18 protein-coding genes are annotated in these 22,377 nt (G+C 71.2%); 15 read left to right on the top strand and 3 right to left on the bottom strand.

Annotation, left to right across the window (positions count from 1 at the left end; translation table 11 throughout):
• Positions 1-125: 125 nt before the first annotated feature.
• Complete coding sequence (locus ACFVDP_RS06230) at positions 126-665, top strand: MSMEG_1061 family FMN-dependent PPOX-type flavoprotein (protein ID WP_383483993.1); 540 nt, start codon at positions 126-128, stop codon at positions 663-665.
• Between the two features lie 9 nt (positions 666-674).
• Positions 675-1,361: an endonuclease V gene (locus ACFVDP_RS06225; protein ID WP_383483990.1), complete on the top strand. Its 687-nt coding sequence runs from the start codon at positions 675-677 to the stop codon at positions 1,359-1,361.
• Positions 1,362-1,428: 67 nt separating this feature from the next.
• Here ACFVDP_RS06225 and ACFVDP_RS06220 read toward each other — a convergent pair whose 3' ends face one another.
• On the bottom strand, positions 1,429-2,628 hold the full coding sequence (locus ACFVDP_RS06220) for a saccharopine dehydrogenase family protein (RefSeq protein ID WP_383483987.1): 1,200 nt from the start codon (positions 2,626-2,628) through the stop codon (positions 1,429-1,431).
• A 209-nt stretch (positions 2,629-2,837) separates the two neighbouring features.
• On the opposite strand from ACFVDP_RS06220, the gene ACFVDP_RS06215 reads away from it, so the two are divergent.
• From ACFVDP_RS06215 to ACFVDP_RS06200, 4 genes are all read left to right on the top strand, one after another.
• A complete protein-coding gene (locus ACFVDP_RS06215) occupies positions 2,838-4,010 on the top strand; it encodes a CaiB/BaiF CoA transferase family protein (RefSeq protein ID WP_383483984.1) in 1,173 nt (390 codons plus the stop codon).
• Between the two features lie 8 nt (positions 4,011-4,018).
• Complete coding sequence (locus tag ACFVDP_RS06210; protein WP_383483981.1) at positions 4,019-5,161, top strand: acyl-CoA dehydrogenase family protein; 1,143 nt, start codon at positions 4,019-4,021, stop codon at positions 5,159-5,161.
• Between the two features lie 36 nt (positions 5,162-5,197).
• A complete protein-coding gene (locus tag ACFVDP_RS06205; protein ID WP_383483979.1) occupies positions 5,198-6,412 on the top strand; it encodes an acetyl-CoA C-acetyltransferase in 1,215 nt (404 codons plus the stop codon).
• 202 nt (positions 6,413-6,614) lie between these two features.
• Positions 6,615-8,789: a 3-hydroxyacyl-CoA dehydrogenase NAD-binding domain-containing protein gene (locus ACFVDP_RS06200; RefSeq protein ID WP_383483976.1), complete on the top strand. Its 2,175-nt coding sequence runs from the start codon at positions 6,615-6,617 to the stop codon at positions 8,787-8,789.
• A gap of 57 nt (positions 8,790-8,846) precedes the next feature.
• On the opposite strand, the gene ACFVDP_RS06195 is transcribed toward ACFVDP_RS06200, so the two are convergent.
• Positions 8,847-9,614, bottom strand: coding sequence for a MerR family transcriptional regulator (locus tag ACFVDP_RS06195; protein ID WP_383483973.1), 768 nt, complete (start codon positions 9,612-9,614; stop codon positions 8,847-8,849).
• A 278-nt stretch (positions 9,615-9,892) separates the two neighbouring features.
• Here ACFVDP_RS06195 and ACFVDP_RS06190 point away from each other — a divergent pair, with 278 nt between their 5' ends.
• The 6 genes from ACFVDP_RS06190 (at position 9,893) to ACFVDP_RS06165 (ending at position 15,247) form a co-directional block, all read left to right on the top strand.
• On the top strand, positions 9,893-11,365 hold the full coding sequence (locus ACFVDP_RS06190; protein WP_383483970.1) for an amino acid permease: 1,473 nt from the start codon (positions 9,893-9,895) through the stop codon (positions 11,363-11,365).
• Positions 11,366-11,465: 100 nt separating this feature from the next.
• Positions 11,466-11,753: a hypothetical protein gene (locus ACFVDP_RS06185; RefSeq protein WP_383483967.1), complete on the top strand. Its 288-nt coding sequence runs from the start codon at positions 11,466-11,468 to the stop codon at positions 11,751-11,753.
• A 120-nt stretch (positions 11,754-11,873) separates the two neighbouring features.
• Positions 11,874-12,416 carry a hypothetical protein gene (locus tag ACFVDP_RS06180; RefSeq protein ID WP_383483964.1) on the top strand — a complete coding sequence of 181 codons (543 nt, stop codon included), beginning with the start codon at positions 11,874-11,876 and terminating at the stop codon, positions 12,414-12,416.
• 143 nt (positions 12,417-12,559) lie between these two features.
• The gene (locus tag ACFVDP_RS06175) at positions 12,560-13,669 is read left to right on the top strand and encodes a sensor histidine kinase (protein ID WP_383484389.1); all 1,110 of its coding nucleotides are present in this window, start codon (positions 12,560-12,562) and stop codon (positions 13,667-13,669) included.
• A complete protein-coding gene (locus ACFVDP_RS06170) occupies positions 13,662-14,345 on the top strand; it encodes a response regulator (RefSeq protein WP_383483961.1) in 684 nt (227 codons plus the stop codon). The genes ACFVDP_RS06175 and ACFVDP_RS06170 overlap by 8 nt, the downstream gene beginning before the upstream one ends.
• A gap of 62 nt (positions 14,346-14,407) precedes the next feature.
• Positions 14,408-15,247: an oxygenase MpaB family protein gene (locus ACFVDP_RS06165; RefSeq protein ID WP_383483958.1), complete on the top strand. Its 840-nt coding sequence runs from the start codon at positions 14,408-14,410 to the stop codon at positions 15,245-15,247.
• Positions 15,248-15,641: 394 nt separating this feature from the next.
• Here the strand turns inward: ACFVDP_RS06165 and ACFVDP_RS06160 are convergent, their stop codons facing one another.
• Positions 15,642-17,120, bottom strand: coding sequence for a M1 family metallopeptidase (locus tag ACFVDP_RS06160; protein ID WP_383483955.1), 1,479 nt, complete (start codon positions 17,118-17,120; stop codon positions 15,642-15,644).
• 236 nt (positions 17,121-17,356) lie between these two features.
• On the opposite strand from ACFVDP_RS06160, the gene ACFVDP_RS06155 reads away from it, so the two are divergent.
• From ACFVDP_RS06155 to ACFVDP_RS06145, 3 genes are read left to right on the top strand one after another with little or no spacing between them, the layout of a single operon-like run.
• On the top strand, positions 17,357-19,324 hold the full coding sequence (locus ACFVDP_RS06155) for a Xaa-Pro dipeptidyl-peptidase (RefSeq protein ID WP_383483952.1): 1,968 nt from the start codon (positions 17,357-17,359) through the stop codon (positions 19,322-19,324).
• Positions 19,325-19,327: 3 nt separating this feature from the next.
• A complete protein-coding gene (locus ACFVDP_RS06150) occupies positions 19,328-20,611 on the top strand; it encodes a M14 family metallocarboxypeptidase (protein ID WP_383483949.1) in 1,284 nt (427 codons plus the stop codon).
• Between the two features lie 40 nt (positions 20,612-20,651).
• Positions 20,652-22,367 (top strand): BCCT family transporter, encoded by a 1,716-nt coding sequence (locus ACFVDP_RS06145; RefSeq protein ID WP_383483947.1) that lies wholly within the window; start codon positions 20,652-20,654, stop codon positions 22,365-22,367.
• Positions 22,368-22,377: the final 10 nt, after the last annotated feature.

Below are 22,377 nucleotides of genomic sequence, written 5' to 3'. Positions count from 1 at the left end.
GCGGACGACACCCGACGACAATCCGGAGCGACAACCTCCGGACGGTAAGGTCAGGCTAACCTAACACTCGAAAGAGTGGGTGTAGTACCCACCGGGACGCCACCCGCACGACCTCAGGAGACGGCTTGCCGTACGCCACCGAAACCCGCGAACCGGCCACCGGCCAGGTGGAACTGCGTGACCCGGCCCAGCTGCGCGAGATCCTCGGCGAGCCGCACCCCATCGTGATCGACAAGGTCCACGACCGGCTCGACGAGCGGGACCGGGGGCTGATCGCCCGCTCCCCGTTCTGCCTGCTCGCCACCTCCGACGCACGGGGCGGCTGCGACGTCTCGCCGCGCGGCGACGGCCCCGGCTTCGCGCACATCGTCGACGACGGCACCCTCGCCCTGCCGGACCGCCCGGGCAACCGCCGGGGCGACAGCTTCCACAACATCCTGCAGAACCCGCACGCCGGCCTGCTCTTCCTCATACCCGGCGCCAAGGACGTCCTGCGGGTCAACGGCCGCGCCCGGATCCTCACCGACGCGCCCTTCTTCGACCTGATGGAGGCCAAGGGACAACGCCCGCAACTGGCCCTGCTCCTGGACATCGACGAGATCTATCTCCACTGCCCGCAGTCGCTGCGCCGCTCCGGCGTCTGGGACCCGCAGACCTGGCTCTAGGCTTCCCGCATGGCGACTATCACGGGGATTCCCGCGGGCTGGCCGGCCGACGAGACGGCGGCGCGAGCGGTGCAGGACGCGCTGCGCGACCGCGTCGTCCTGGACGAGACAGGGCCGCCGCCCGGCGCGGGCCCGGTCACCGGGATCGACGTCGCCTACGACGACGAGCGCGATCTCGTCGCCGCGGCCGCGGTCGTCCTGGACCCGGCCACGCTCGACATCGTCGAAGAGGCGACGGCCGTGGGACGGGTCGCCTTCCCCTACGTCCCCGGCCTGTTGGCGTTCCGCGAGATTCCCGCGGTCCTCGGCGCCCTGGAGGCGCTGCGCACCGACCCCGGCCTGGTGATCTGCGACGGCTACGGCATCGCACACCCTCGCCGCTTCGGTCTCGCCAGCCATCTGGGCGTGCTCACCGGGCTGCCCACGATGGGCGTCGCCAAGAACCCGTTCGTGTTCGTGGAGGGCGAGTTGGGGCCGGAGCGGGGGAGCGCGGCCCCGCTCCTCGACGGCACCGAGGAGGTCGGCCGCGCCCTGCGCACCCGCGCGGGCGTCAAGCCGGTGTACGTCTCGGTGGGCCACCGCATGTCACTGGACAACGCGTGCGCGCACACGTTGTCCCTCACCCCGACCTACCGCCAACCGGAGACAACGCGCCGCGCCGACCGCCTCTGCCGGGACGCCCTGGCGGCCCTTTAGGCGCGCGGGGAACTGCGCGCCCAGCCACGACGCAGCTGCTGACAAACGACTGTCCGCGCCAAGGTTCTCAACGCTCGGCGGCCACCCGAAACGTGATCCCGGCCTTCCGCAGCCGCGCGATCAGGGCGTCCCCCATCGCCACCGCGGTGGTCACCTGCCCGGCGCTCTCCGGCAGGTCGTCCAGCGCGAGCGACAGCGCGGACTCGGCCAGCATCTTCGCCGTCTCCCCGTAGCCGGGGTCCCCGCCGGACACCTCCGTGAACACCCGCCGTCCGCCGCCCTCGCCCACGAACCGCACCGAGAACCAGCTGTTGGCCCGGCGCTCCGCGTCAGGACCGTCCCCGGGCAGCAGCCGCCCGCCCAGCCAGCGCCGCGCGGGCGGCACCTGAGCCGCCGCGAACAGCGCGCCCGCGGCGGCGACTCCGCCGACCGCGACCGGCAGCGACTTCACCGCCGCGTAGTGCCGGTAGCGGAAGTCGGGGCCGTAGCGCTCCAGGGCCCGCGCCGAGCGCTGCACCACCTGCGGGTCGATCGTCGGCAGCGGCAGCGCCCACGCCCCGACCTCCTTGGCGTAGCGCGGCGCGGCCGTCGGCGCGTACGCGGTACGGCCCACGAGGCGCGGCTGGTGGCGCCGCCGGTCGCGCTGGGCGGCGACCATCTGACGGCCGCGCGCGAACTGGTTCAGCGCGGACGCGAACGTCCCGCCCGAGAACCGGGCGTTGGTCCGCACGAACCCGTCGATCCGCAGCGGCACCCCCTCCGGCAGCTGCCGCACGGTGAAGTAGGCGCCCAGGTCGTGCGGCACCGAGTCGAAACCGCAGGCGTGCACCAGGCGGGCGCCCGTCTCCCGCGCGCGGGCGTCGTGGCGCACGTACATGAGGTCCACGAACTCCGGCTCGCCCGTCAGGTCCACGTAGTCGGTGCCGGCGTCGGCGCACGCGGCGACGATCCCCTCACCGAACTCCAGGTACGGGCCGACGGTGGAGGCCACCACGCGCGCGCGGGCGGCCAGTTCGCGCAGGCTCGCCGGATCGGCGACGTCCGCGCGCAGCAGCGGCAGCACCGCGCATTCCGGGTCGATCCCGGTGAGCCGTTCGCGCAGCCGCTCCAGCTTGGCCGTGTCCCGGCCCGCGATCGCCCAGCGCAGTCCCTCGGGCGCGTGGGCCGCGAGGTACTCGGCCGTGAGCACTCCCACGAAACCGGTCGCCCCGAAGAGCACCACGTCGTACGCCCTGTCCGTCCTGCCGGGCTTCTCAGGCTCGTTCATGACACCCCTCACCATGCGTCCCACGCCGTTGTCGGTGGCTGAGGCTAGCGCGACCCGTGAGCGGGAGCCGCCGGGGGCCCTCCGATCTTGAGGGGCGTCCCGAAATTGGCTAAGCGCTTGCTCGCTAGGGCTTGTGCTGGCCGGGCCGCATTCATAGCATCGTTGGTGTTACATCAGTTGTGTCACAGACGGGCTGGGGGCGTGACCGGATGACGGTGGCAGGCACGGAGACCCGCGACGGGCACGGCGGCCCGCTCGCCGGGGTGCGCGTGGTCGAGCTCGCGGGGATCGGCCCGGGGCCGTTCGCCGCGATGCTCCTCGCCGACCTCGGCGCCGACGTCGTACGGGTCGACCGGCCGGGCGGCGGCGGACTGACGATCGACCCCGAGTACGACATCACCAACCGCAACAAGCGCTCCGTGATCGTCGACCTGAAGGCTGAGGGCGGGGCCGAGCGCGTGCTCGGACTCGTCGACCGCGCGGACGTACTGATCGAGGGCTACCGGCCGGGCATCGCCGAGCGTCTCGGTGTCGGCCCCGCCGACTGCCACGCCCGCAACCCGAAGCTGGTCTACGGCCGGATGACCGGCTGGGGCCAGGAGGGCCCCCTCGCGCAGCGCGCCGGGCACGACATCGCCTACATCGCGCCGACCGGCACCCTCGGCATGTTCGGCGGGCCGGACGAGCCGCCGGCCATTCCGGTCAACCTCGTGGGGGACTTCGCGGGCGGCTCCCTCTACCTCGTCGTCGGCATCCTCGCGGCCCTGCACCACGCCCGCGCCACCGGCACCGGCCAGGTCGTCGACGCCGCCATCGTCGACGGCACCGCCCACCTCGCCTCGATGATCCACGGCATGCTCGCGGCGGGCGCCTGGCAGGACCGGCGCGGTGCCAACCTGCTGGACGGCGGCGCCCCCTTCTACAGCACGTACGAGACGTCCGACGGCCAGTACATGGCGGTCGGCGCACTGGAGCAGCGGTTCTACGGCGAGTTCATCGACCTGCTCGGCCTCGCGGACACCGCCCCCGCGCGCGGAGACCTCTCCCGGTGGGGCGAGCTGCGCGACGCCGTCGCCGCGCGCTTCAAGGAGCGTACGAGGGACGAGTGGACGGCCGTCTTCGAGGGCTCGGACGCCTGTGTCGCCCCCGTCCTGTCGCTGCGAGAGGCGCCCCACCATCCGCACCTCGCCGCCCGCGGCACCTTCGTCGACCACGGCGGCATCACCCAGCCCGCCCCCGCCCCGCGCTTCACGCGGACCCCCACCGCCGTCCGCTCGGGACCCGCCCGGCCCGGCGCCGACACCGCGAGCGTGGCGCGCGACTGGGACGTACCGGCCCTGACCGACGACGAGCCCACCGAACCCCAGAAGAAAGGCAGTTGATCGCGAGCATGGAACGACGCCTGTTCAGCGCCGAGCACGAGGCGTTCCGCGAGACCGTGCGCACCTTCCTCGCCAAGGAGGTGACCCCGCACTACGAGCAGTGGGAGAAGGACGGCATCGTCGCGCGGGAGGCCTGGCTCGCCGCCGGCCGCCAGGGACTGCTGGGACTCGCCGTGCCCGAGGAATACGGGGGCGGCGGCACCACCGACTTCCGCTACAGCGCCGTCCTCGCCGAGGAGTTCACCCGGGCCGGCGCCGCCGGGCTCGCGGTCGGCCTGCACAACGACATCATCGGCCCGTACCTGACCTCGCTCGGCACGGACGAGCAGAAGCGGCGCTGGCTGCCCGGTTTCTGCGACGGCTCGCTGATCACCGCCATCGCCATGACGGAACCGGGCGCCGGCTCCGACCTCCAGGGCATCCGCACCACCGCCGAGGACAAGGGCGACCACTGGCTGCTCAACGGCTCGAAGACCTTCATCTCGAACGGGATCCTGGCCGACCTCGTCATCGTCGTCGCCAAGACCACGCAGGAGGGCGGCGCGCACGGCCTGTCCCTGCTCGTCGTCGAGCGCGGCACGGAAGGCTTCGAGCGCGGCCGCAACCTCGACAAGATCGGCCAGAAGGCGCAGGACACGGCCGAGCTGTTCTTCAACGACGTACGGGTTCCCAAGGAGAATCTGCTCGGTGAGCTGAACGGCGCGTTCATCCACCTGATGACGAACCTCGCGCAGGAGCGCATGGGCATCGCCGTCGCCGCCATCGCCGCCGCCGAGCACCTGCTGGAGATCACCACGACGTACGTCAAGGAGCGCGAGGCCTTCGGGCGGCCGCTCGCCAAGCTGCAGCACATCCGGTTCGAGATCGCCGAGATGGCCACCGAGTGCGCCGTGACCCGGACGTTCCTGGACCGCTGCATCGAGGACCACTCGGACGGCGTCCTCGACGCCGTGCACGCCTCCATGGCCAAGTGGTGGGCCACCGAACTGCAGAAGCGCGTCGCCGACCGCTGCCTGCAACTGCACGGCGGATACGGCTACATGACCGAGTACCGCGTCGCGAAGGCCTTCACCGACGGACGCATCCAGACCATCTACGGCGGGACGACCGAGATCATGAAGGAGATCATCGGCCGCTCGCTGCTGTCCTGAAACCACCCCAGTGACACCCCGTTGAAAGGCACTTCCGTGACCACAGACGCGTACGTCTACGACGCGATCCGCACCCCTCGTGGCCGGGGCAAGGCCAGCGGCTCCCTGCACGGCACCAAGCCGATCGACCTCGTGGTCGGACTCATCCACGAGATCCAGGCCCGCTTCCCGGGTCTCGACCCCGCCGCCATCGACGACATCGTCCTCGGCGTCGTCGGCCCGGTCGGTGACCAGGGCTCCGACATCGCCCGCGTCGCCGCCATCGCGGCCGGACTGCCGGACACGGTCGCGGGCGTGCAGGAGAACCGCTTCTGCGCGTCCGGCCTCGAAGCCGTCAACCTGGCCGCGATGAAGGTTCGTTCCGGCTGGGAGGACCTCGTCCTCGCCGGCGGTGTCGAGTCGATGTCGCGGGTGCCGATGGCCTCCGACGGCGGTGCCTGGTTCGCCGACCCCATGACCAACTTCGAGACCGGGTTCGTGCCGCAGGGCATCGGCGCCGACCTCATCGCGACCATCGAGGGCTTCTCGCGGCGCGACGTCGACGAGTACGCGGCCCTGTCGCAGGAGCGGGCGGCCGCCGCGGTGAAGGACGGCCGCTTCGAGCGGTCGGTGGTCCCGGTCAAGGACCGCAGCGGTCTCACCGTCCTCGACCACGACGAGTTCCTGCGCCCCGGCACGACCGCCGACTCGCTCGCCAAGCTCAAGCCGTCGTTCAAGGACATCGGCGACCTCGGCGGCTTCGACGCCGTCGCGCTGCAGAAGTACCACTGGGTCGAGAAGATCGACCACGTGCACCACGCGGGCAACTCCTCCGGCATCGTCGACGGCGCCTCGCTGGTGGCCATCGGCTCGCGCGAGGTGGGGGAGCGCAACGGGCTTACGCCCCGCGCCCGGATCGTCTCGGCCGCCGTCTCCGGCTCGGAGCCGACCATCATGCTCACCGGCCCGGCGCCCGCCACCCGCAAGGCGCTCGCCAAGGCCGGACTGACCATCGACGACATCGACCTCGTCGAGATCAACGAGGCGTTCGCGGCGGTCGTGCTCCGCTTCGTGAAGGACATGGGGCTGTCGCTGGACAAGGTGAACGTCAACGGCGGCGCGATCGCGCTCGGGCATCCGCTGGGGGCCACCGGCGCGATGATCCTGGGCACGCTCGTCGACGAACTCGAGCGGCGTGACCTCCGGTACGGGCTCGCCACGCTGTGCGTCGGCGGTGGGATGGGCATCGCCACGATCGTGGAACGGGTGTAGCGCCACTGTTTCGTCGCCGGGTGCCGCTTGCGTCGTGGCTGGTCGCGCAGTTCCCCGCGCCCCTGGGCGAGCGGAGCTCGCTTCCAGGGGCGCGGGGAACTGCGCGAGCAACCCACCACGACGCGCACCCGGCGACGAAACAGCACCCCCTTCCCCTGTCCCGCCCCCAACCTCCCCGCACCTGACTTCACGGAGACACACCATGACCGCCAGCACAACCATCCGCTGGGAACAGGACGACACCGGCATCGTCACCCTCGTCCTCGACGATCCCAACCAGTCCGCGAACACCATGAACCAGGCGTTCAAGGACTCCATCGCCGCGATCGCCGACCGCGCCGAGGCCGAGCGCGACTCCATCCGCGGGATCATCTACACCTCCGCCAAGAAGACCTTCTTCGCGGGCGGCGACCTCAAGGACATGATGAAGGCGGGCCCGGAGGACAGCCAGGCCGTCTTCGAGGCCGGCGTCGGCATCAAGAACTCCCTGCGCCGCATCGAGACGCTCGGCAAGCCGGTCGTCGCGGCGATCAACGGCGCGGCCCTGGGCGGCGGCTACGAGATCGCCCTCGCCAGCCACCACCGCATCGCCCTCGACGCCCCCGGCTCGAAGATCGGCCTCCCCGAGGTCACCCTGGGCCTGCTCCCGGCCGGCGGCGGCGTCACCCGCACCGTCCGCCTGATGGGCATCGCCGACGCCCTCCTCAAGGTCCTCCTCCAGGGCACCCAGTACGCCCCGAAGCGCGCGCTGGAGAACGGCCTGGTCCACGAAGTGGCCGCCACCCGCGAGGAGATGATCGAGAAGGCCCGCGCCTTCATCGACGCGAACCCCGAGTCGCAGCAGCCCTGGGACAAGCCCGGCTACCGCATCCCCGGCGGCACCCCGGCCAACCCCAAGTTCGCCGCGAACCTCCCGGCCTTCCCGGCCAACCTCAAGAAGCAGCTCAACGGCGCCCCGTACCCCGCGCCCCGCAACATCCTCGCGGCCGCCGTCGAGGGCTCCCAGGTCGACTTCGAGAGCGCCCTGACCATCGAGGCCCGCTACTTCACCGAGCTGGTCACCGGCCAGACCGCGAAGAACATGATCCAGGCGTTCTTCTTCGACCTCCAGGCGGTCAACTCCGGAGCCAACCGCCCCAAGGGCATCGAGGCCCGCAAGGTACGGAAGGTCGCCGTCCTCGGCGCGGGCATGATGGGCGCGGGCATCGCCTACTCGTGCGCCCGCGCGGGCATCGAGGTTGTCCTCAAGGACGTATCGGCCGAGTCCGCCGCCAAGGGCAGGGCCTACTCCGAGAAGCTCTGCGCCAAGGCCGTCTCCCGCGGCCGCACCACCCAGGAGAAGGCGGACGCGCTGCTCGCGCGGATCACGGCCACCGCCGACCCGCAGGACGTGGCCGGCTGCGACGCCGTCATCGAGGCCGTCTTCGAGGACCCGTCGCTCAAGCACAAGGTGTTCCAGGAGATCCAGGACATCGTCGCCCCCGACGCGCTGCTGTGCTCCAACACCTCGACGCTGCCCATCACCGCCCTCGCCGAAGGCGTCCAGCGGCAGGCCGACTTCATCGGTCTGCACTTCTTCTCGCCGGTCGACAAGATGCCGCTGGTGGAGATCATCAAGGGCGGGCGCACCGGCGACGAGGCGCTGGCCCGCGCCTTCGACCTCGTACGCCAGATCAACAAGACGCCGATCGTCGTGAACGACTCGCGCGGCTTCTTCACGTCCCGCGTGATCGGCCACTTCATCAACGAGGGCGTCGCCATGGTCGGCGAGGGCGTCGAGCCCGCGTCGGTCGAGCAGGCGGCAGGCCAGGCCGGCTACCCGGCCAAGGTCCTCTCCCTGATGGACGAGCTGACCCTCACCCTGCCCCGCAAGATCCGCCAGGAGACGCGGGCCGCCGTCGAGGAGGCGGGCGGCACCTGGACCGAGCACCCGTCGGAGGCCGTCATCGACCGCATGGTCGACGAGTTCGGCCGCACCGGCCGCAGCGGCGGCGCGGGCTTCTACGAGTACGGGGAGGACGGCAGGCGCGGCGCCCTGTGGCCGGGGCTGCGCGAGCACTTCACCAAGCCGGGCACGGAGATCCCCTTCAGGGACATGCAGGAGCGCATGCTCTTCTCCGAGGCGCTCGACACGGTCCGCCTCATCGAGGAGGGCGTCCTCACCTCCGTCGCCGACGCCAACATCGGCTCCATCTTCGGCATCGGCTTCCCCGGCTGGACCGGCGGTGTGCTCCAGTACATCAACGGTTACGAGGGCGGGCTCACCGGATTCGTCGCCCGCTCGCGCGAGCTGGCCGAGCGCTACGGCGACCGCTTCCTGCCGCCCGCGCTGCTCGTGACGAAGGCGGAGAAGGGCGAGACGTTCAGCGACAGCTGAGCCGTCCGCCCGCCGTGGTGGTGCGCCCCGCGACACGGGACGCACCACCACGGCCGGTCACCCGGCGCTTCTGAACGCCGCCCGCAGCTCCTCGCGCAACGACCGCTGGAACGCCGTCACCAGCGCCTGCACCACCAGCGGCTGCATATGGGCCGACAGCGACCGCATCGCCGACACGTGCCCTGGGTCACCGGGGTCCGCCTCGCGCTCCCGGTACGGGCCCCACACCTCTTCCTGGAAGAGCCGGGACAGCGCGTGCGCCGTCTGCCGGGTGTGCTCCAGCAGGATCGTGCGCGCCGCGAGCAGCGTCTCGTGCGCGATCGGCACGTCGAGGAGCTGCACGCCCAGGCGCAACTGCCCCACGTCCACCCGGAAGACGTCCCCGTCCTCCTGGTAGGTCATGACGCCCATCGCCTCCAGCCGGTCCAGGTCCGTGCCGGACAGCGTCCGCCCGCACCGCCGCTCCAGCTCCGCCTGCGGCATGTCCTCCGCCGAGTCCGGCGCCCAACTCGCCACCACCGCGCGGTGCATGGCGAGGTCGTCGGCGCTCAGGTCCCTCGGCAACTGCTCCAGATAGCGCTCGATCGCGGACAGGGTCATGCCCTGGTGCTGCAACTCCTCGATGAGCCCCAGGCGCGACAGATGCTCCTGCCCGTAGTGGCCGACCCGGCGCGGGCCGATCACCGGCGGCGGCAGCAGGCCGCGCGTGCTGTAGAAGCGGATCGTGCGGACCGTGACGGCCGCCCGCGCCGCCAGTTCGTCGACGGTCAGCGTGGGCTCCGGCCCGGCCGGGGCAGCCCCACTGTTCTCGATGTCGGTCGCCATGTCCGCCTCGCGCCTAGCTCTCGGTACCGATCGGGTTCAACAGTATTGCTGACACACCGATGTTGTGAAACTGCCTTATACGCGGGTTCGGGAAACCGGACAAGAGGGCTTCTCGGCATGTGAGAAGGACCGCTATGTGATCTCCGCCACCGCATTCCCGGTGATCTTTGGGGGAAGGTGCACAGTCGGTCCGCACACTGTCAGGGTGTCGCGGGCCGCGGTACTTCCGGACCCCGGGGACCCCACGTCCCCGCGCACCACAGAGCGGACACCCCCACGTGAGCAAGGACGCCGTGAACACGGCCGTGGACGCATCCCCCACGGATGCGCCCCGGACGCCCGCCGACGCGGGCGACGCCGGTTACAGCAAGGCCCTCAAGAGCCGCCACGTCAACATGATCGCCATCGGCGGCGCGATCGGCACCGGACTCTTCCTCGGTGCGGGCGGCCGCCTGCACGACGCGGGCCCCGCGCTCGTCTTCGCCTATCTGGTCTGCGGAATCTTCGCGTACCTGGTCGTGCGCGCCCTCGGTGAGATGGTCGTCTACCGGCCCTCCTCGGGTTCCTTCGTGTCGTACGCGCGCGAGTTCCTCGGCGAGAAGGGCGCCTACGTCGCCGGCTGGATGTACTTCCTCAACTGGTCGATGACGGGCATCGCGGACATCACCGCGATCGCGCTCTACACCCAGTACTGGAGCGCGTTCACCTCCGTACCGCAGTGGGTGCTCGCGCTGATCGCCCTCGCCGTCGTGCTCTCCGTCAACCTCGTCTCGGTGAAGTACTTCGGCGAGATGGAGTTCTGGTTCTCGATCGTGAAGGTGGCGACGCTCGTCGCCTTCCTGTTCGTGGGCATCTTCCTGATCGCCACCCAGCACCCCGTCGACGGCCAGACACCCGGGCTGCACATGATCACCGACCACGGCGGATGGATGCCCAGCGGCACCATGTCGGTGATCCTCGTGATGCAGGGCGTCGTCTTCGCCTACGCGGCCCTGGAGCTGGTCGGCGTCGCGGCGGGTGAGACCGAGGAGCCCCAGAAGATCGTCCCGCGCGCCGTGAACTCGATCATGTGGCGCGTCGGCCTCTTCTACTGCGGCTCCGTGCTGCTGCTCGCCCTGCTGCTGCCGTCGTCGACGTACAAGGCGGGCGAGAGCCCGTTCGTCACCCTGTTCTCCAAGCTGGGGGTCGGCGGCATCGGCGACATCGTCAACCTGGTCGTGCTGACCGCCGCGATGTCGTCGCTCAACTCCGGCCTCTACTCCACCGGCCGCATCCTGCGCTCCATGGCGATGTCGGGCTCCGCCCCGCAGTTCACCGCCCGGATGAACCGCAGCCAGGTGCCCTACGGCGGCATCCTGCTGACGGCGGGCGTCGGCGTGCTGGGTGTCGGCCTGAACTACCTGCTGCCCGCCGACGCCTTCGAGATCGTCATCGAGATCTCGTCCATCGGCATCATCGGCACCTGGGTCATGATCATGGTCGCGCACCTGGCGTTCGTCCGCAGGGCCAAGCAGGGCCTGGTCGAACGCCCCGCGTTCCGGCTGCCCGGGTCCCCGGTCACCGAGATCGTCACGATCGTCTTCCTGCTGCTCGTCCTCGGCCTCATGTGGAACGACGCCGAGACCGGCCGCAAGACGCTCAGCCTGATCCCGGTCGTCGCGCTGCTGCTCGTCATCGGCTGGTTCCGCGCCCGCCGCAACATCGCCCGCAAGGCGGCGGAGCCGCTGACCGGGGCGACGAAGGACGAGTAGCCCCGGCCCGTTGTCGGTGCCTGCGGTGGCGCCGCGCGGCCCGAACCGGGCCGTGAGCTGGGCGAGTTGGCCATGCGTGCCGGGTGGGTAGGACAAAGGCATGGCTCTGATTCCGTGGGACGTTCACCTCAAAACGGGACAACTAGCCTCCTTCGCGGCCCTGTTGACCACCGCCGTCTTCGGCTCGGCCCGGCTGCGGTCCCGGCGTCCCCCGCCCGCCCGGGCCATCGCGCCGCCACCGCCCCCCGAGCCGTGTCTGCGGGCCCATGTCGTGCCGACCCACTCCGCGCCGGCCGACCCCGCGCACACCGCGGCCGTCACGGACCTGTGCACCCGGGTCTCCGAGCTCGCCTCGGACCTGGCCAAGCGGTACGGCGGCGAGGGGTAGCCGGGGAGGCCGGTGGACCCGGCCGTCGTGCGGGGTGGACCCTCGGCGGCCGGGATCTCCACCTCTCCTTCCACCCGTGGGTCCAGGTGCGAAGAGCCCGGTGTCAGCAGTCTTGAGGGCATGACAACCACCGACTGGATCACCGACATCGCCCTCGTCCTCGTCGTCTTCCGGCAACTGCGGGAAGGCCGCCTCGACCTCAAGACCTTCCTGATCCCGCTGGCGATCGTGGCCTTCGTGGCCCACACCTACCTCGACAGCGTGCCCACCGCGGGCAACGACCTGGTGCTGATCGGCGCGCTGATGGCCGTCGGCGCCGCGCTCGGCATCGCGGGCGGCGTCTACACCCGGATCCGCACCGCCGGCGGACACCTGCTGATCAAGGCCGGTGCCGTCTCCGCGATCCTGTGGGTGCTCGGCATGGGCGCCCGGATGGGCTTCCAGGTGTGGGTCGAGCACGGCGGCGCCGACCATGTCGCCCGGTTCAGCCTCGCCCACCACATCACCACGGACCAGGCCTGGGTCGCGGCCTTCGTCCTGATGGCACTCACCGAGGTGGTCACGCGGGTGGCCACGATCTACATCCGGAGCCGGCTGGTGGCCCGTGACGGGCGGCAGACGGCGACGGCCGAGGCCGTACCGGCTCTCGACCGCACGGTCTGACCGTGGGTTATGGTCACGCCGTGTCCGAAGCGCCGAGCCGTCCCGAGACTCCGAGCACTCCCGAGATCCAGAGCACCCACGCCCCCGGGCCGGCTCCGCACCAGGAGCACGGCCCGCGGGTCGTACCCGCCCAGGACCCCCGCGTGCAGTACGTCCTGACCCTGGGCGTCATCGTCGCGGGGGTCTGGACGATCCGGCCGCTGGGCCTCAGTGGCCGGGGCCTCGCGGTCGCCGCCCTCCTGCTGGTCAACTGCGTCGTCCTCGCGGCCCGGCACCTGCCCGAGTCCAAGGTCCCCCCACGCGTCGCCCTGATCTGGCTGACCTTCGGCGTCGTCGCCGCGGCGGCCCTGATCGGCGTCAGCCGAACCGGCTCCTGCTATCTCTTCGCCTACTTCCTCGTCGGCCACATCGGCCACCGCCTGGAAACCCGGAAGGCCCTCACCCTCGCCGCGCTGTGCAGCCTGCTCTGCGGCGCCGTCCTGTACTTCCGCATCGGCCCCGGCCACAACTTCCTGCCCTGGACGCTCGGCCTCACCACCGGTGCCCCGGTCCTGATGGGCATCGTCAACCGCACCCGCCAGCGCGAGGTCGAGGCCGTGGTCGAGGCGGCCGAGTCCGCGGAGCGCGCCGCGCGGGCCGAGGCCCAGGCCGCCGTCCTCACCGAGCGCGGCCGGATCGCCCGCGACGTGCACGACGTCCTGGCCCACTCCCTGGCGGGCATCAACATGCAGCTCGAACTGGCCGACGCGCTCCTCGACACCGGCGACCTGGACCAGGTCCGCGAGGCGAACAAGAAGGCGCACAGCATGGTCAAGGAGAGCCTGAAGCAGGCCCAGTGGACCGTGCACGCGCTCCGCGAGGACTCCCTGCCGCTCCTGGAGAGCCTGACGTCGATGATCGAGTCGTCCGGCCACCACGACGCCCTCACCGTCACCGGAACCGTCCGCGAGGTGCCGTCCCGGGTCACCCAGAACCTGCTGCGCATCGCCCAGGAGGCGCTGACCAACGCGGCCCGCTACGCGCCCGGCGGCGAGGTCCGGGTGGAGCTGGACTTCGCCGCGGCATCGACCACACTGAGGATCCGCAACAGCCCCGCGACCCGCGCCGTGAGCCCGGGCGCCGGCAGCGGAATGGGACTGATCGGAATGCGGGAACGGGTCGCGCTGCTGCGTGGGACGATCACCGCGGGCCCGGTCACCGACGGACCGGACCAGGGCGGCTGGCAGGTGGAGGCAGTGATCCCGGATGAGTGACGCGACACAGGCGACACAGGAGCAGAACCCGCAGGCGGCGCTCAAGGTCGTCGTCGCCGACGACCAGGCAGCCGTCCGCGAGCCGCTGGCCGCGGTCCTCGGACTGGCCCAGGACATCGACGTCGTCGCGGCCGCCGCCGACGGCACCGAGGTGCTCACCGCGGTCGCCGCCGGACCGGTGGACGTGGTCCTGATGGATCTGCGGATGCCCGTGATGGACGGCATCGAGACGACCCGGCGGCTGGCCGAGGAGCACCCGGAGGTGGCCGTCGTCGTGCTGACCACCTTCGCCGACGACGAATCCATCCTGGCCGCGCTGAGCGCCGGCGCCCGCGGCTACCTCACCAAGAACGCGGGGCGCCAGGACATCACCCGCGCCATCCGCGCCGCCGCCGCGGGACAGTCCGTCCTCGACCGCGAGGTCCAGGACCGGCTCCTCGCCACGGTCCGCACCAAAGCACCTGCGCCCGGGCAGCACCTGCCCGACGACATCACGCCCCGCGAGCGCGAGGTGCTCACCCTCATCGGCCAGGGCCTGCCGAACCGGGCCATCGCCGAGAAGCTCTTCATCAGCGAGGCCACGGTCAAGACCCACATCAACAACCTGTTCGCCAAGGCGGGCATCAGGGACCGCGCCGACGCCGTACGCCGCGCCATCGCGGCCGGACTCGCCTGACCCACGCGTCGCATACTGGATCACAAGGCCCGGCGGGCACCGTACGACGTCCAGGAAGCGGCATGAAGCAGCACGACCCCGATCCGCCGCCGCCCCCGCGGGACGGCATCCTCTGGGACACCGCGGGCGACGTCCGCTCGCTGCTCGCGCTGCCCGCCGCGTTCGTCCTCCAGGTCGCGCACCCCGCCGTCGGCGCGGGCGTCGACGACCACTCGGTGTTCCGCACCGACCCCTGGGGCCGCGGCACCCGCTCCCTGACCTCGGTCCTTCTCTGGGTCTACGGGGGAGAGGCCGCCGCCGAAGAGGGCCGCAGGCTGCGCCGCGTGCACCGCGACATCCGGGGCACGGACCCGCACGGGCGCCGCTACCACGCGCTGACCCCCGCGTACTACGCCTGGGTGCATGCCACCGGCTACCCCGTCGCCCGCTACGCCCGGCGCTATTTCGCCCGCCCCTTCACCGCCGAGCAGGACGCGCGCTTCTACGCGGAGTGGCTGATGGTCGGCCGGATCCTCGGGATCCATGACCGGGACATGCCGCAGACGGTCGACGAGTTCTGGCCGTACTACGAGAAGGTGCTCGCGCAGGAGATCGGGCCGAACCCGGTGGTCGCCGAGCTCACGGACGCCCGCCGCGCCATTCCGGCGCCGCCGGGGTTCCAGGGGCTGCGGTTGCTCTGGCCGTTGATCCGCCCGGTGCTCGCCCGTACGCTCCGCTTCCTGTCGATCGGGCTGCTGCCGCCCGAGGCGCGTGCCGCTGTCGGATTGCCGTGGACCGCGCGGCAGGAGCGACGGTTGCGGCGCTGGGCCGTACCGGTCCGCTGGCTCGTCCCCCGCCTCCCCGAACGCCTCCGGTACCTCCCCCTGGCCCGCCACGCGAGAACGGCTCCGCGCCTGCCGTGAACGATGCGTCGCCGAGTGCGGCTCTCGTCGTGGCTGATCGCGCAGTTCCCCGCGCCCCTAGGTATTTCGTCATCTGCGGGCCCGGTGGCCGCTTCTCGCGCAGTTCCCCGCGCCCCTGGAGATGCGCACTTCGTGCGCGACCTCCATCGGGGAGGGGCGCCACCCACCCACGGTGGAGGCGCGCCCCAGCCCCTCATCAGAGGCGCGCGGAGCGCAGCCTCAAGGAGAGGCGGCGCGAAGCGCCTGCCTCAGGGGCGCGGGGAACTGCGCGAGAAGCGGCCACCGGGCCGCAGGTCGCGATGAGAGCCTCGTGGGGCAGACGCGGGTCTTTCAGGGGCGCGGGGAACTGCGCGACCAGCCACGACGCAACCCGTGCTCACCCGGCGGCAGACGGTCAGTGCTCCCCGTGGATACCGTCGGTCGCCGCGATCGACTTCCACGAGCGCGGCTGCGCAGGCACACCGGCGGACCGAAGCGACGAGGCCACAGCGGGCCGAGTCGGCTGGTACAGCCACGTGTCGAACAACGAAGCGAGCGGCTTGCCGGAGACCTTCTCGGCGTAGGACACGAAGTCGGAGACCGTGGCGTTGCCGTACGCGTGCGCCTGCGGCCACCCCTTGAGGATCTTGAAGAACTTCTTGTCGCCGACAGCGTTCCGCAGCGCCTGAATGGCCATGGCCCCCCGGTCGTAAACGGCGGCGTCGAACTGGTTCTCGGCCCCGGGATCCCCCGGCTTCACCGTCCAGAAGGCATCGTCCGCCGGGTGCTGCGCGTACGTGTAGTCGGAGAGTTCCTGGGCCGTGCCCTCGCCCTCCTTCTCGGACCACAGCCACTGGCTGTAGCGGGCGAAGCCCTCGTTGATCCAGATGTCCTTCCAGCCGCGTACGGAGACACTGTCGCCGTACCACTGGTGCGCCAGCTCGTGCACGACGACGGACACGTTGGAGCCGTTCGCGAACTGCTTCGGGGAGTAGAACGGCCGCGTCTGCGTCTCCAGGGCGAACGACGACGGCACGTTCGGGACGTAGCCGCCCAGCGCCTCGAAGGGGTACTTCCCGTACACCGACTCCAGCCACTCGGCGACCTCGGCGGTACGCTCCACGCTCGCCTTCGCGGCGCCCTCGTTGGCGCCGAGGTCCTTGCTGTAGGCGTTGATGACGGGCAGCCCGTCGGCGGTCGTGTCGGTGGTGATGTCGAACTTGCCGATGGCCAGCGTCGACAGGTAGGTGGCCTGCGGATGACTGGAGCGCCAGTTGAAGCGGGTCCAGCCGAGCTTCGAACTCTGCGACTGAAGCGTCCCGTTGGAGATCGCCTGGGTACCGTCGGGAACGGCCACCGACACGTCGTACGTGGCCTTGTCGAGCGGGTGGTCGTTCGACGGGAACCACCACGCGGCGGCCTCCGGCTCATTGGCGCCGATGCCGCCGTCCGGGGTGCGCTGCCAGGACGTGAAGCCCCACAGCTGCACCTCGGACGGCTTGCCCGCGTACTTCACCACGACCGTGAAGGGCGTGCCCTTCGGGAGCCCGGCCGCGGGCGTCACCTCCAGCTCCTGCTCACCGGACTTGGCGAACGCCGCCTTCTTCCCGTTCACCCGGACCTCGCTCGCGGTGAGCCCGAAGTCGAGGTCGAAGCGCGACAGGTCCTGGGTGGACGAGGCGAGGATCGTCGCCGTGCCCTCCAGCAGGTCCGTCTTCGGCTGGTACTTCAGACGCAGGTCGTAGTGGGAGACGTCGTAGCCGCCGTTCCCGTACGTCGGGTAGTAGGGATCGCCGATGCCCGGGGCCCCCGGCTGGAAGTCGGCCGCCGATGCCGGGATCGCCAGCAGCAGGGCGGCCGTGAGCGCGCCGGGAGCGATGAGTCTGCGGTACACGGAAAACTCCAAGTCGTCAGGAACAGACCGGGGACCGACCGCACACGACCGGAGGGAACCGGCCCCGTGTGATCGTGTTCGCGACCCTATTCAGCACCCGGCACCCCGGTCATGTCCATGGCCCCTCCTGTCACACGATCGCCATTCGGCCGACATGTGTCTTTACGTCCCACGCGCCTGTCGTGCCTCGCTGTTGCCCTCTGTCGCACGGGAGTTGACCCGTGTACCTTCCGGCCATGCCGATACCTCCCGGACGCCTCCGACGTCTCTGGACCCTCCTCGTGGGCGCGGCCGCCGCGGCCCTGCTCGCCGTGCTCGTCGCCCCGGCCGGCGCCGAGGCCCGCACGGCCGCGCCGACCGAGTCGCGGCCCGTCTACTCGTACGAGAACGCCGTCCGCGAGTCCGTCTGGGTCGACACCCGGCTCGACGGCGACGGCGACGGCAGGACCGACCGGGTCGCCGTCGACATCGTCCGCCCCCGCGAAGCGGCGGCGCAGGGCCGCAAAGTGCCCGTGATCATGGACGCCAGCCCGTACTACTCCTGCTGCGGGCGCGGCAACGAGAGCCAGCTCAAGACGTACGACGCGAACGGCGACATCGTCCAGATGCCGCTCTACTACGACAACTACTTCGTGCCCCGCGGCTACGCGTTCGTCGGCGTCGACCTCGCCGGAACCAACCGCTCCGACGGCTGCGTCGACGTCGGCGGCCGCTCCGACATCCAGTCCGCCAAGGCCGTCGTCGACTGGCTGAACGGACGCGCCAAGGGCTACACCAGCCGCACCGGCGCCGACCGCGCGAAGGCGACCTGGACCAACGGCCGCACCGGCATGATCGGCAAGAGCTACGACGCCACCGTCGCCAACGGCGTCGCCGCGACCGGCGTCGAGGGCCTGGAGACCATCGTCCCGATCGGCGGCATCTCCTCCTGGTACGACTACTACTTCCAGCAGGGCGCCCCGCTCTACGACTCAGGACCCGACTGGCTGTCGGACTACGTGGAGAGCCCGGCCGCCCGCGCCCGCTGCGCCGCCGTCCAGCAGCGGCTGGTCGACGAGGCACCGCGCAGCGGCGACCTGACCTCCCTGTGGCAGGAGCGCGACTACGTCAAGGACGCCGCCAAGGTGAAGGCCAGCGTCTTCGTCGTGCACGGCATGCAGGACCTCAACGTCCGCGCCAAGCACTTCGGCCAGTGGTGGGACGCCCTCGCGAAGAACGGCGTCGAGCGGAAGATCTGGCTGTCGCAGACCGGGCACGTCGACCCGTTCGACTACCGCCGCGCCGACTGGGTCGACACCCTGCACCGCTGGTTCGACCACGAACTCCTGGGCCTGCGCAACGGCGTCGACCGCGAACCGATGGCCGACATCGAGCGCGCCCCCGACCACTGGACCACCGACACGGCCTGGCCGCCGCGCACCACACGGGCCACCGCCCTGCGGCCCGGCCAGGGTTCCGCGCCCGGCGTCGGCACCCTGAGTCTGAAGTCCGGCTCCGGCACCGAGCGGTTCACCGACGACCCGTCCCTCGGCGAGACCGACTGGGCCGACCAGGTCGACACCTCGACCCCCGGCAAGACCGGCTTCGTCAGCCGCCCGCTCGGCAAGGACCTGCGGCTCTCCGGCTCCTCGACGGTGACGGTCACCGCGACCCCGACGACGGCCACCGCCCACCTGTCCGCCGTCCTGGTGGACCTCGGCCCCGCCACCATCCGCGACTACGGCGCGTCCGGCGAAGGCATCACCACGCTCACCGACCGCAGCTGCTGGGGCCCGAGCGCGACCGGCGACAGCTCCTGCTACAAGAACACCAAGACCGTCACGGCCGACGTCAACTCGACCGTGTTCAGCCGGGGATGGGCCGATCTCGGCACCTACGCCGACCCCGGCCGGGGCCGCCCGCTCACCCCCGGCAAGGCCTACACCCTCACGATCTCCCTGGCCGCCAGCGACCACGTCGTCCCCGCGGGCCACCGGCTCGCCCTGATCGTCGCGGGCACCGACAAGGACCTCATCGACCCTCCGTCCACCCGGCCGAGCCTCACCCTCGACCTGTCCCGCACCGTGGCCCGCGTCCCCGTCGTCGGCGGCGCCGACGCCTTCGCGGCCGCCACCGCCCGGGGCGCGGCCGCCGCACCCCGCTCGACCGTCACCGACGACGTGCGCACGAAGCGCCCGCACCGCCCCGTCCCGGAAGGGGAGTAGCCGATGAACCCCCGCAGACGTGCCCTCGCGGTCACCGTAGCCGCCGCGGCGCTCGCCGCACCCCTGGTGACGGTGGCCCCGGCCAGAGCAACCGCCACCTTCCCCACCACCGGCTTCGAGCGGACGAACGGCGCCCGCTGGACCAGCCAGAGCGAGGAACAGAAACTACTCACCGCCGTCGACCGGGCCTCCGACCGCGTCTCCGTCTCCCGTATCGGCACCACCGTGCAGGGCCGCCCGCTCCAACTGGTCCGCGTCGGCGCGCACCGCGCCGCCACCACCGTGCTGCTCATCTGCAGCCAGCACGGCGACGAACCCTCCGGACGCGAGGCCTGCCTCACCAGGATCCGGGATCTCGCCTACGCCAAGGACCGGGCGACCGAACGCTTCCTGGCCCGCACCACCCTCCTCGTCGTCCCCACCGCCAACCCCGACGGGCGCGCCGCCGACACCCGCGGCAACTCCGACGGCATCGACATCAACCGCGACCACCTCGCCCTGAAGACGGCGGAGGCCCGCGCCATGGCGGCCGTCATCCGCGACAAGCGGCCCGACGTCATCTACGACCTGCACGAGTACGGCGCCACCCCCGAGTACTACGACAAGGACCTCTTCGACCTCTGGCCGCGCAACCTCAACACCGCGACCGCCGTGCACGACGAGGCCGAAACCCTGTCCGAGCGCTACGTCCGCCCCGCCGCCAACGGCGCCGGATACTCCACGGGCACGTACGGCATCTGGACCGATCCGGTCACCGGCGACCCGGTCAAGCAGACCGCGGGCGACGGCCAGGAACGCATCCTGCGCAACATGTCCGGCCTCAAGCACGCCCTCGGCCTGCTCATCGAGAGCCGCGTCGACCCCGGCACCCCGGCGGAGGAGGCCGACGACGCACTGAACAACCGGCGCCGCCGCGACTCCCAACTCGCTTCTCTGAAAGGTCTGTTCACCTTCACCCGGCAGCACGCCGACCGGATCGGGGCCGCCACGAAGGCCGCCCGCGCCGCGGGCCTGAGCGACACCGGCCCGGTCTACGTCGGCGGCGCCGACAACGACCCGGCGGAGCCCGCCGAGATCATCCAGGACCCGCCCTGCGGCTACCGCCTCACCGCCGCCCAATATGCCGAGTACGCGGACGAGTTGGCGCTGCACGGGATCCGCGTGCGGAAGTCGGGCGACGGGGCCTACGTTCCGCTGCGGCAGTCCGAACGCGCACTCGTGGCGCTGCTCCTCGACGCCCGCGCGCCGTACCACCTGACGGAAGGGGAGCCCGACACCAGCTGCTGAACGGGCGGCCGGGAACGTCCGGTGTGGTAGGTCCTGAAGGGTGACAAACCCTCAGCAACCACCCACCGGCGCGCCCGGCCCCGACGAGGACGCGCCGGGCGGCCGGCGCCCCGCCACCGACCGGATCGTGTTCGGTGTGACGGCCTTGCTCACCCTGGCCTTCGTGGTCTGGGGCTCGGTCGCCACCGACAACCTCGAAAGCGTCTCCACGCGCGCCCTCAACGGGCTCATCCACAACGGCGGTTGGGCGTTCATGCTCGCCGCCTCCGCCTTCGTGGTCTTCGCGCTCTGGCTCGCGATCAGCCGCTACGGGAAGATCACCCTGGGCGAGGAGGGTGAGGAGCCCGAGTTCCGTACGGTCTCCTGGGTGGCCATGATGTTCAGCGCGGGCATGGGCATCGGCCTCATGTTCTACGGAGTGAGCGAACCCCTCGCGCACTTCACGACGCCACCCCCGGGCACCGACCCGGCGGACGCCGCCGAGGCCATGACGACCGCCATGGCGACCACCCTCTTCCACTGGACGCTGCACCCCTGGGCGATCTACGCGGTGGTCGGCCTCGCCATCGCCTACTCCACCTTCCGCAGGCGCCGCCGCCAGACCATCTCCTCCGTCTTCGTCCCGCTCATCGGCGAGGAGCGCGCGCACGGCGCCTGGGGGCGGGTCATCGACATCATCGCGATCTTCGCGACGCTGTTCGGCTCGGCGGCCTCCCTCGGGCTGGGCGCGCTGCAGATCGGCTCCGGCTTCGAGGTCCTGGACTGGATGGACAAGGCGAGCACCGGCCTCCTCGTGGTGATCATCGCGGTCCTGACGGTCGCGTTCGTCGCGTCCGCCGTCTCAGGTGTCGAGAAGGGCATCCAGTGGCTGTCGAACACCAACATGGTGCTCGCGCTGATCCTCGCGGTGTTCGTCTTCGTCGCCGGCCCCACCATCATCGTCCTGGACCTCCTGCCCACCTCGCTCGGCGCCTACTTCGACGCCCTGCCCCAACTCGTGGGCCGCACCGAGGCGTCCAGCGGCAAGGGCGTCGCCGACTGGCTCGGCAGCTGGACGGTCTTCTACTGGGCCTGGTGGATCTCGTGGACGCCTTTCGTCGGCATGTTCATCGCGCGCATCAGCCGCGGCCGCACCATCCGCCAGTTCGTCGGCGGCGTGATCCTGGTCCCCTCCACGGTCAGCCTGATCTGGTTCGCGATCTTCGGCGGTACGGCGATGAAGATGCAGGAGCACGGGCAGCTGGGCGGCGCCGACACCCAGGAGGCCCAGCTCTTCGGTGTCCTGCACGAGTTCCCCGTAGCCACGGCGTCCAGCATCCTGGTGATGATCCTGGTGGGCATCTTCTTCGTGTCGGGCGCGGACGCCGCCTCGATCGTCATGGGCACGCTGTCCCAGAAGGGCGCCCTCGAACCCGGCCGGTTCGTCGTCATCTTCTGGGGCGTGGTGACCGGCGCGGTGGCGGCGGTGATGCTGCTCATCGGCGACGGCTCCGGCAACGCGCTCACCGGGCTGCAGAACCTCACGATCCTCGTCGCCGCTCCCTTCACCCTGGTCATGATCGGCATGTGCGTCGCCCTCATGCGTGATCTGCGCCAGGACCCGCTCATCGTCCGCGGCGACATGGGCATCGAGGCCGTCGAGGCGGCGGTCGTCGCCGGGCACGAGAAGTACGGCGGCGATTTCGAGATCCGGATCGGCCCCGGCGACGGCCCGGAGACCGCGGGCGACCCCATCGGGGACCACGGAAACCCATGAGGCGGCGGGC

The organism is Streptomyces sp. NPDC057694, assembly GCF_042799415.1.
GTDB lineage: Bacteria > Actinomycetota > Actinomycetes > Streptomycetales > Streptomycetaceae > Streptomyces.
Note: the sequence above shows the minus strand (reverse complement) of the source record. Positions and strands in the feature narration are given on the sequence as shown.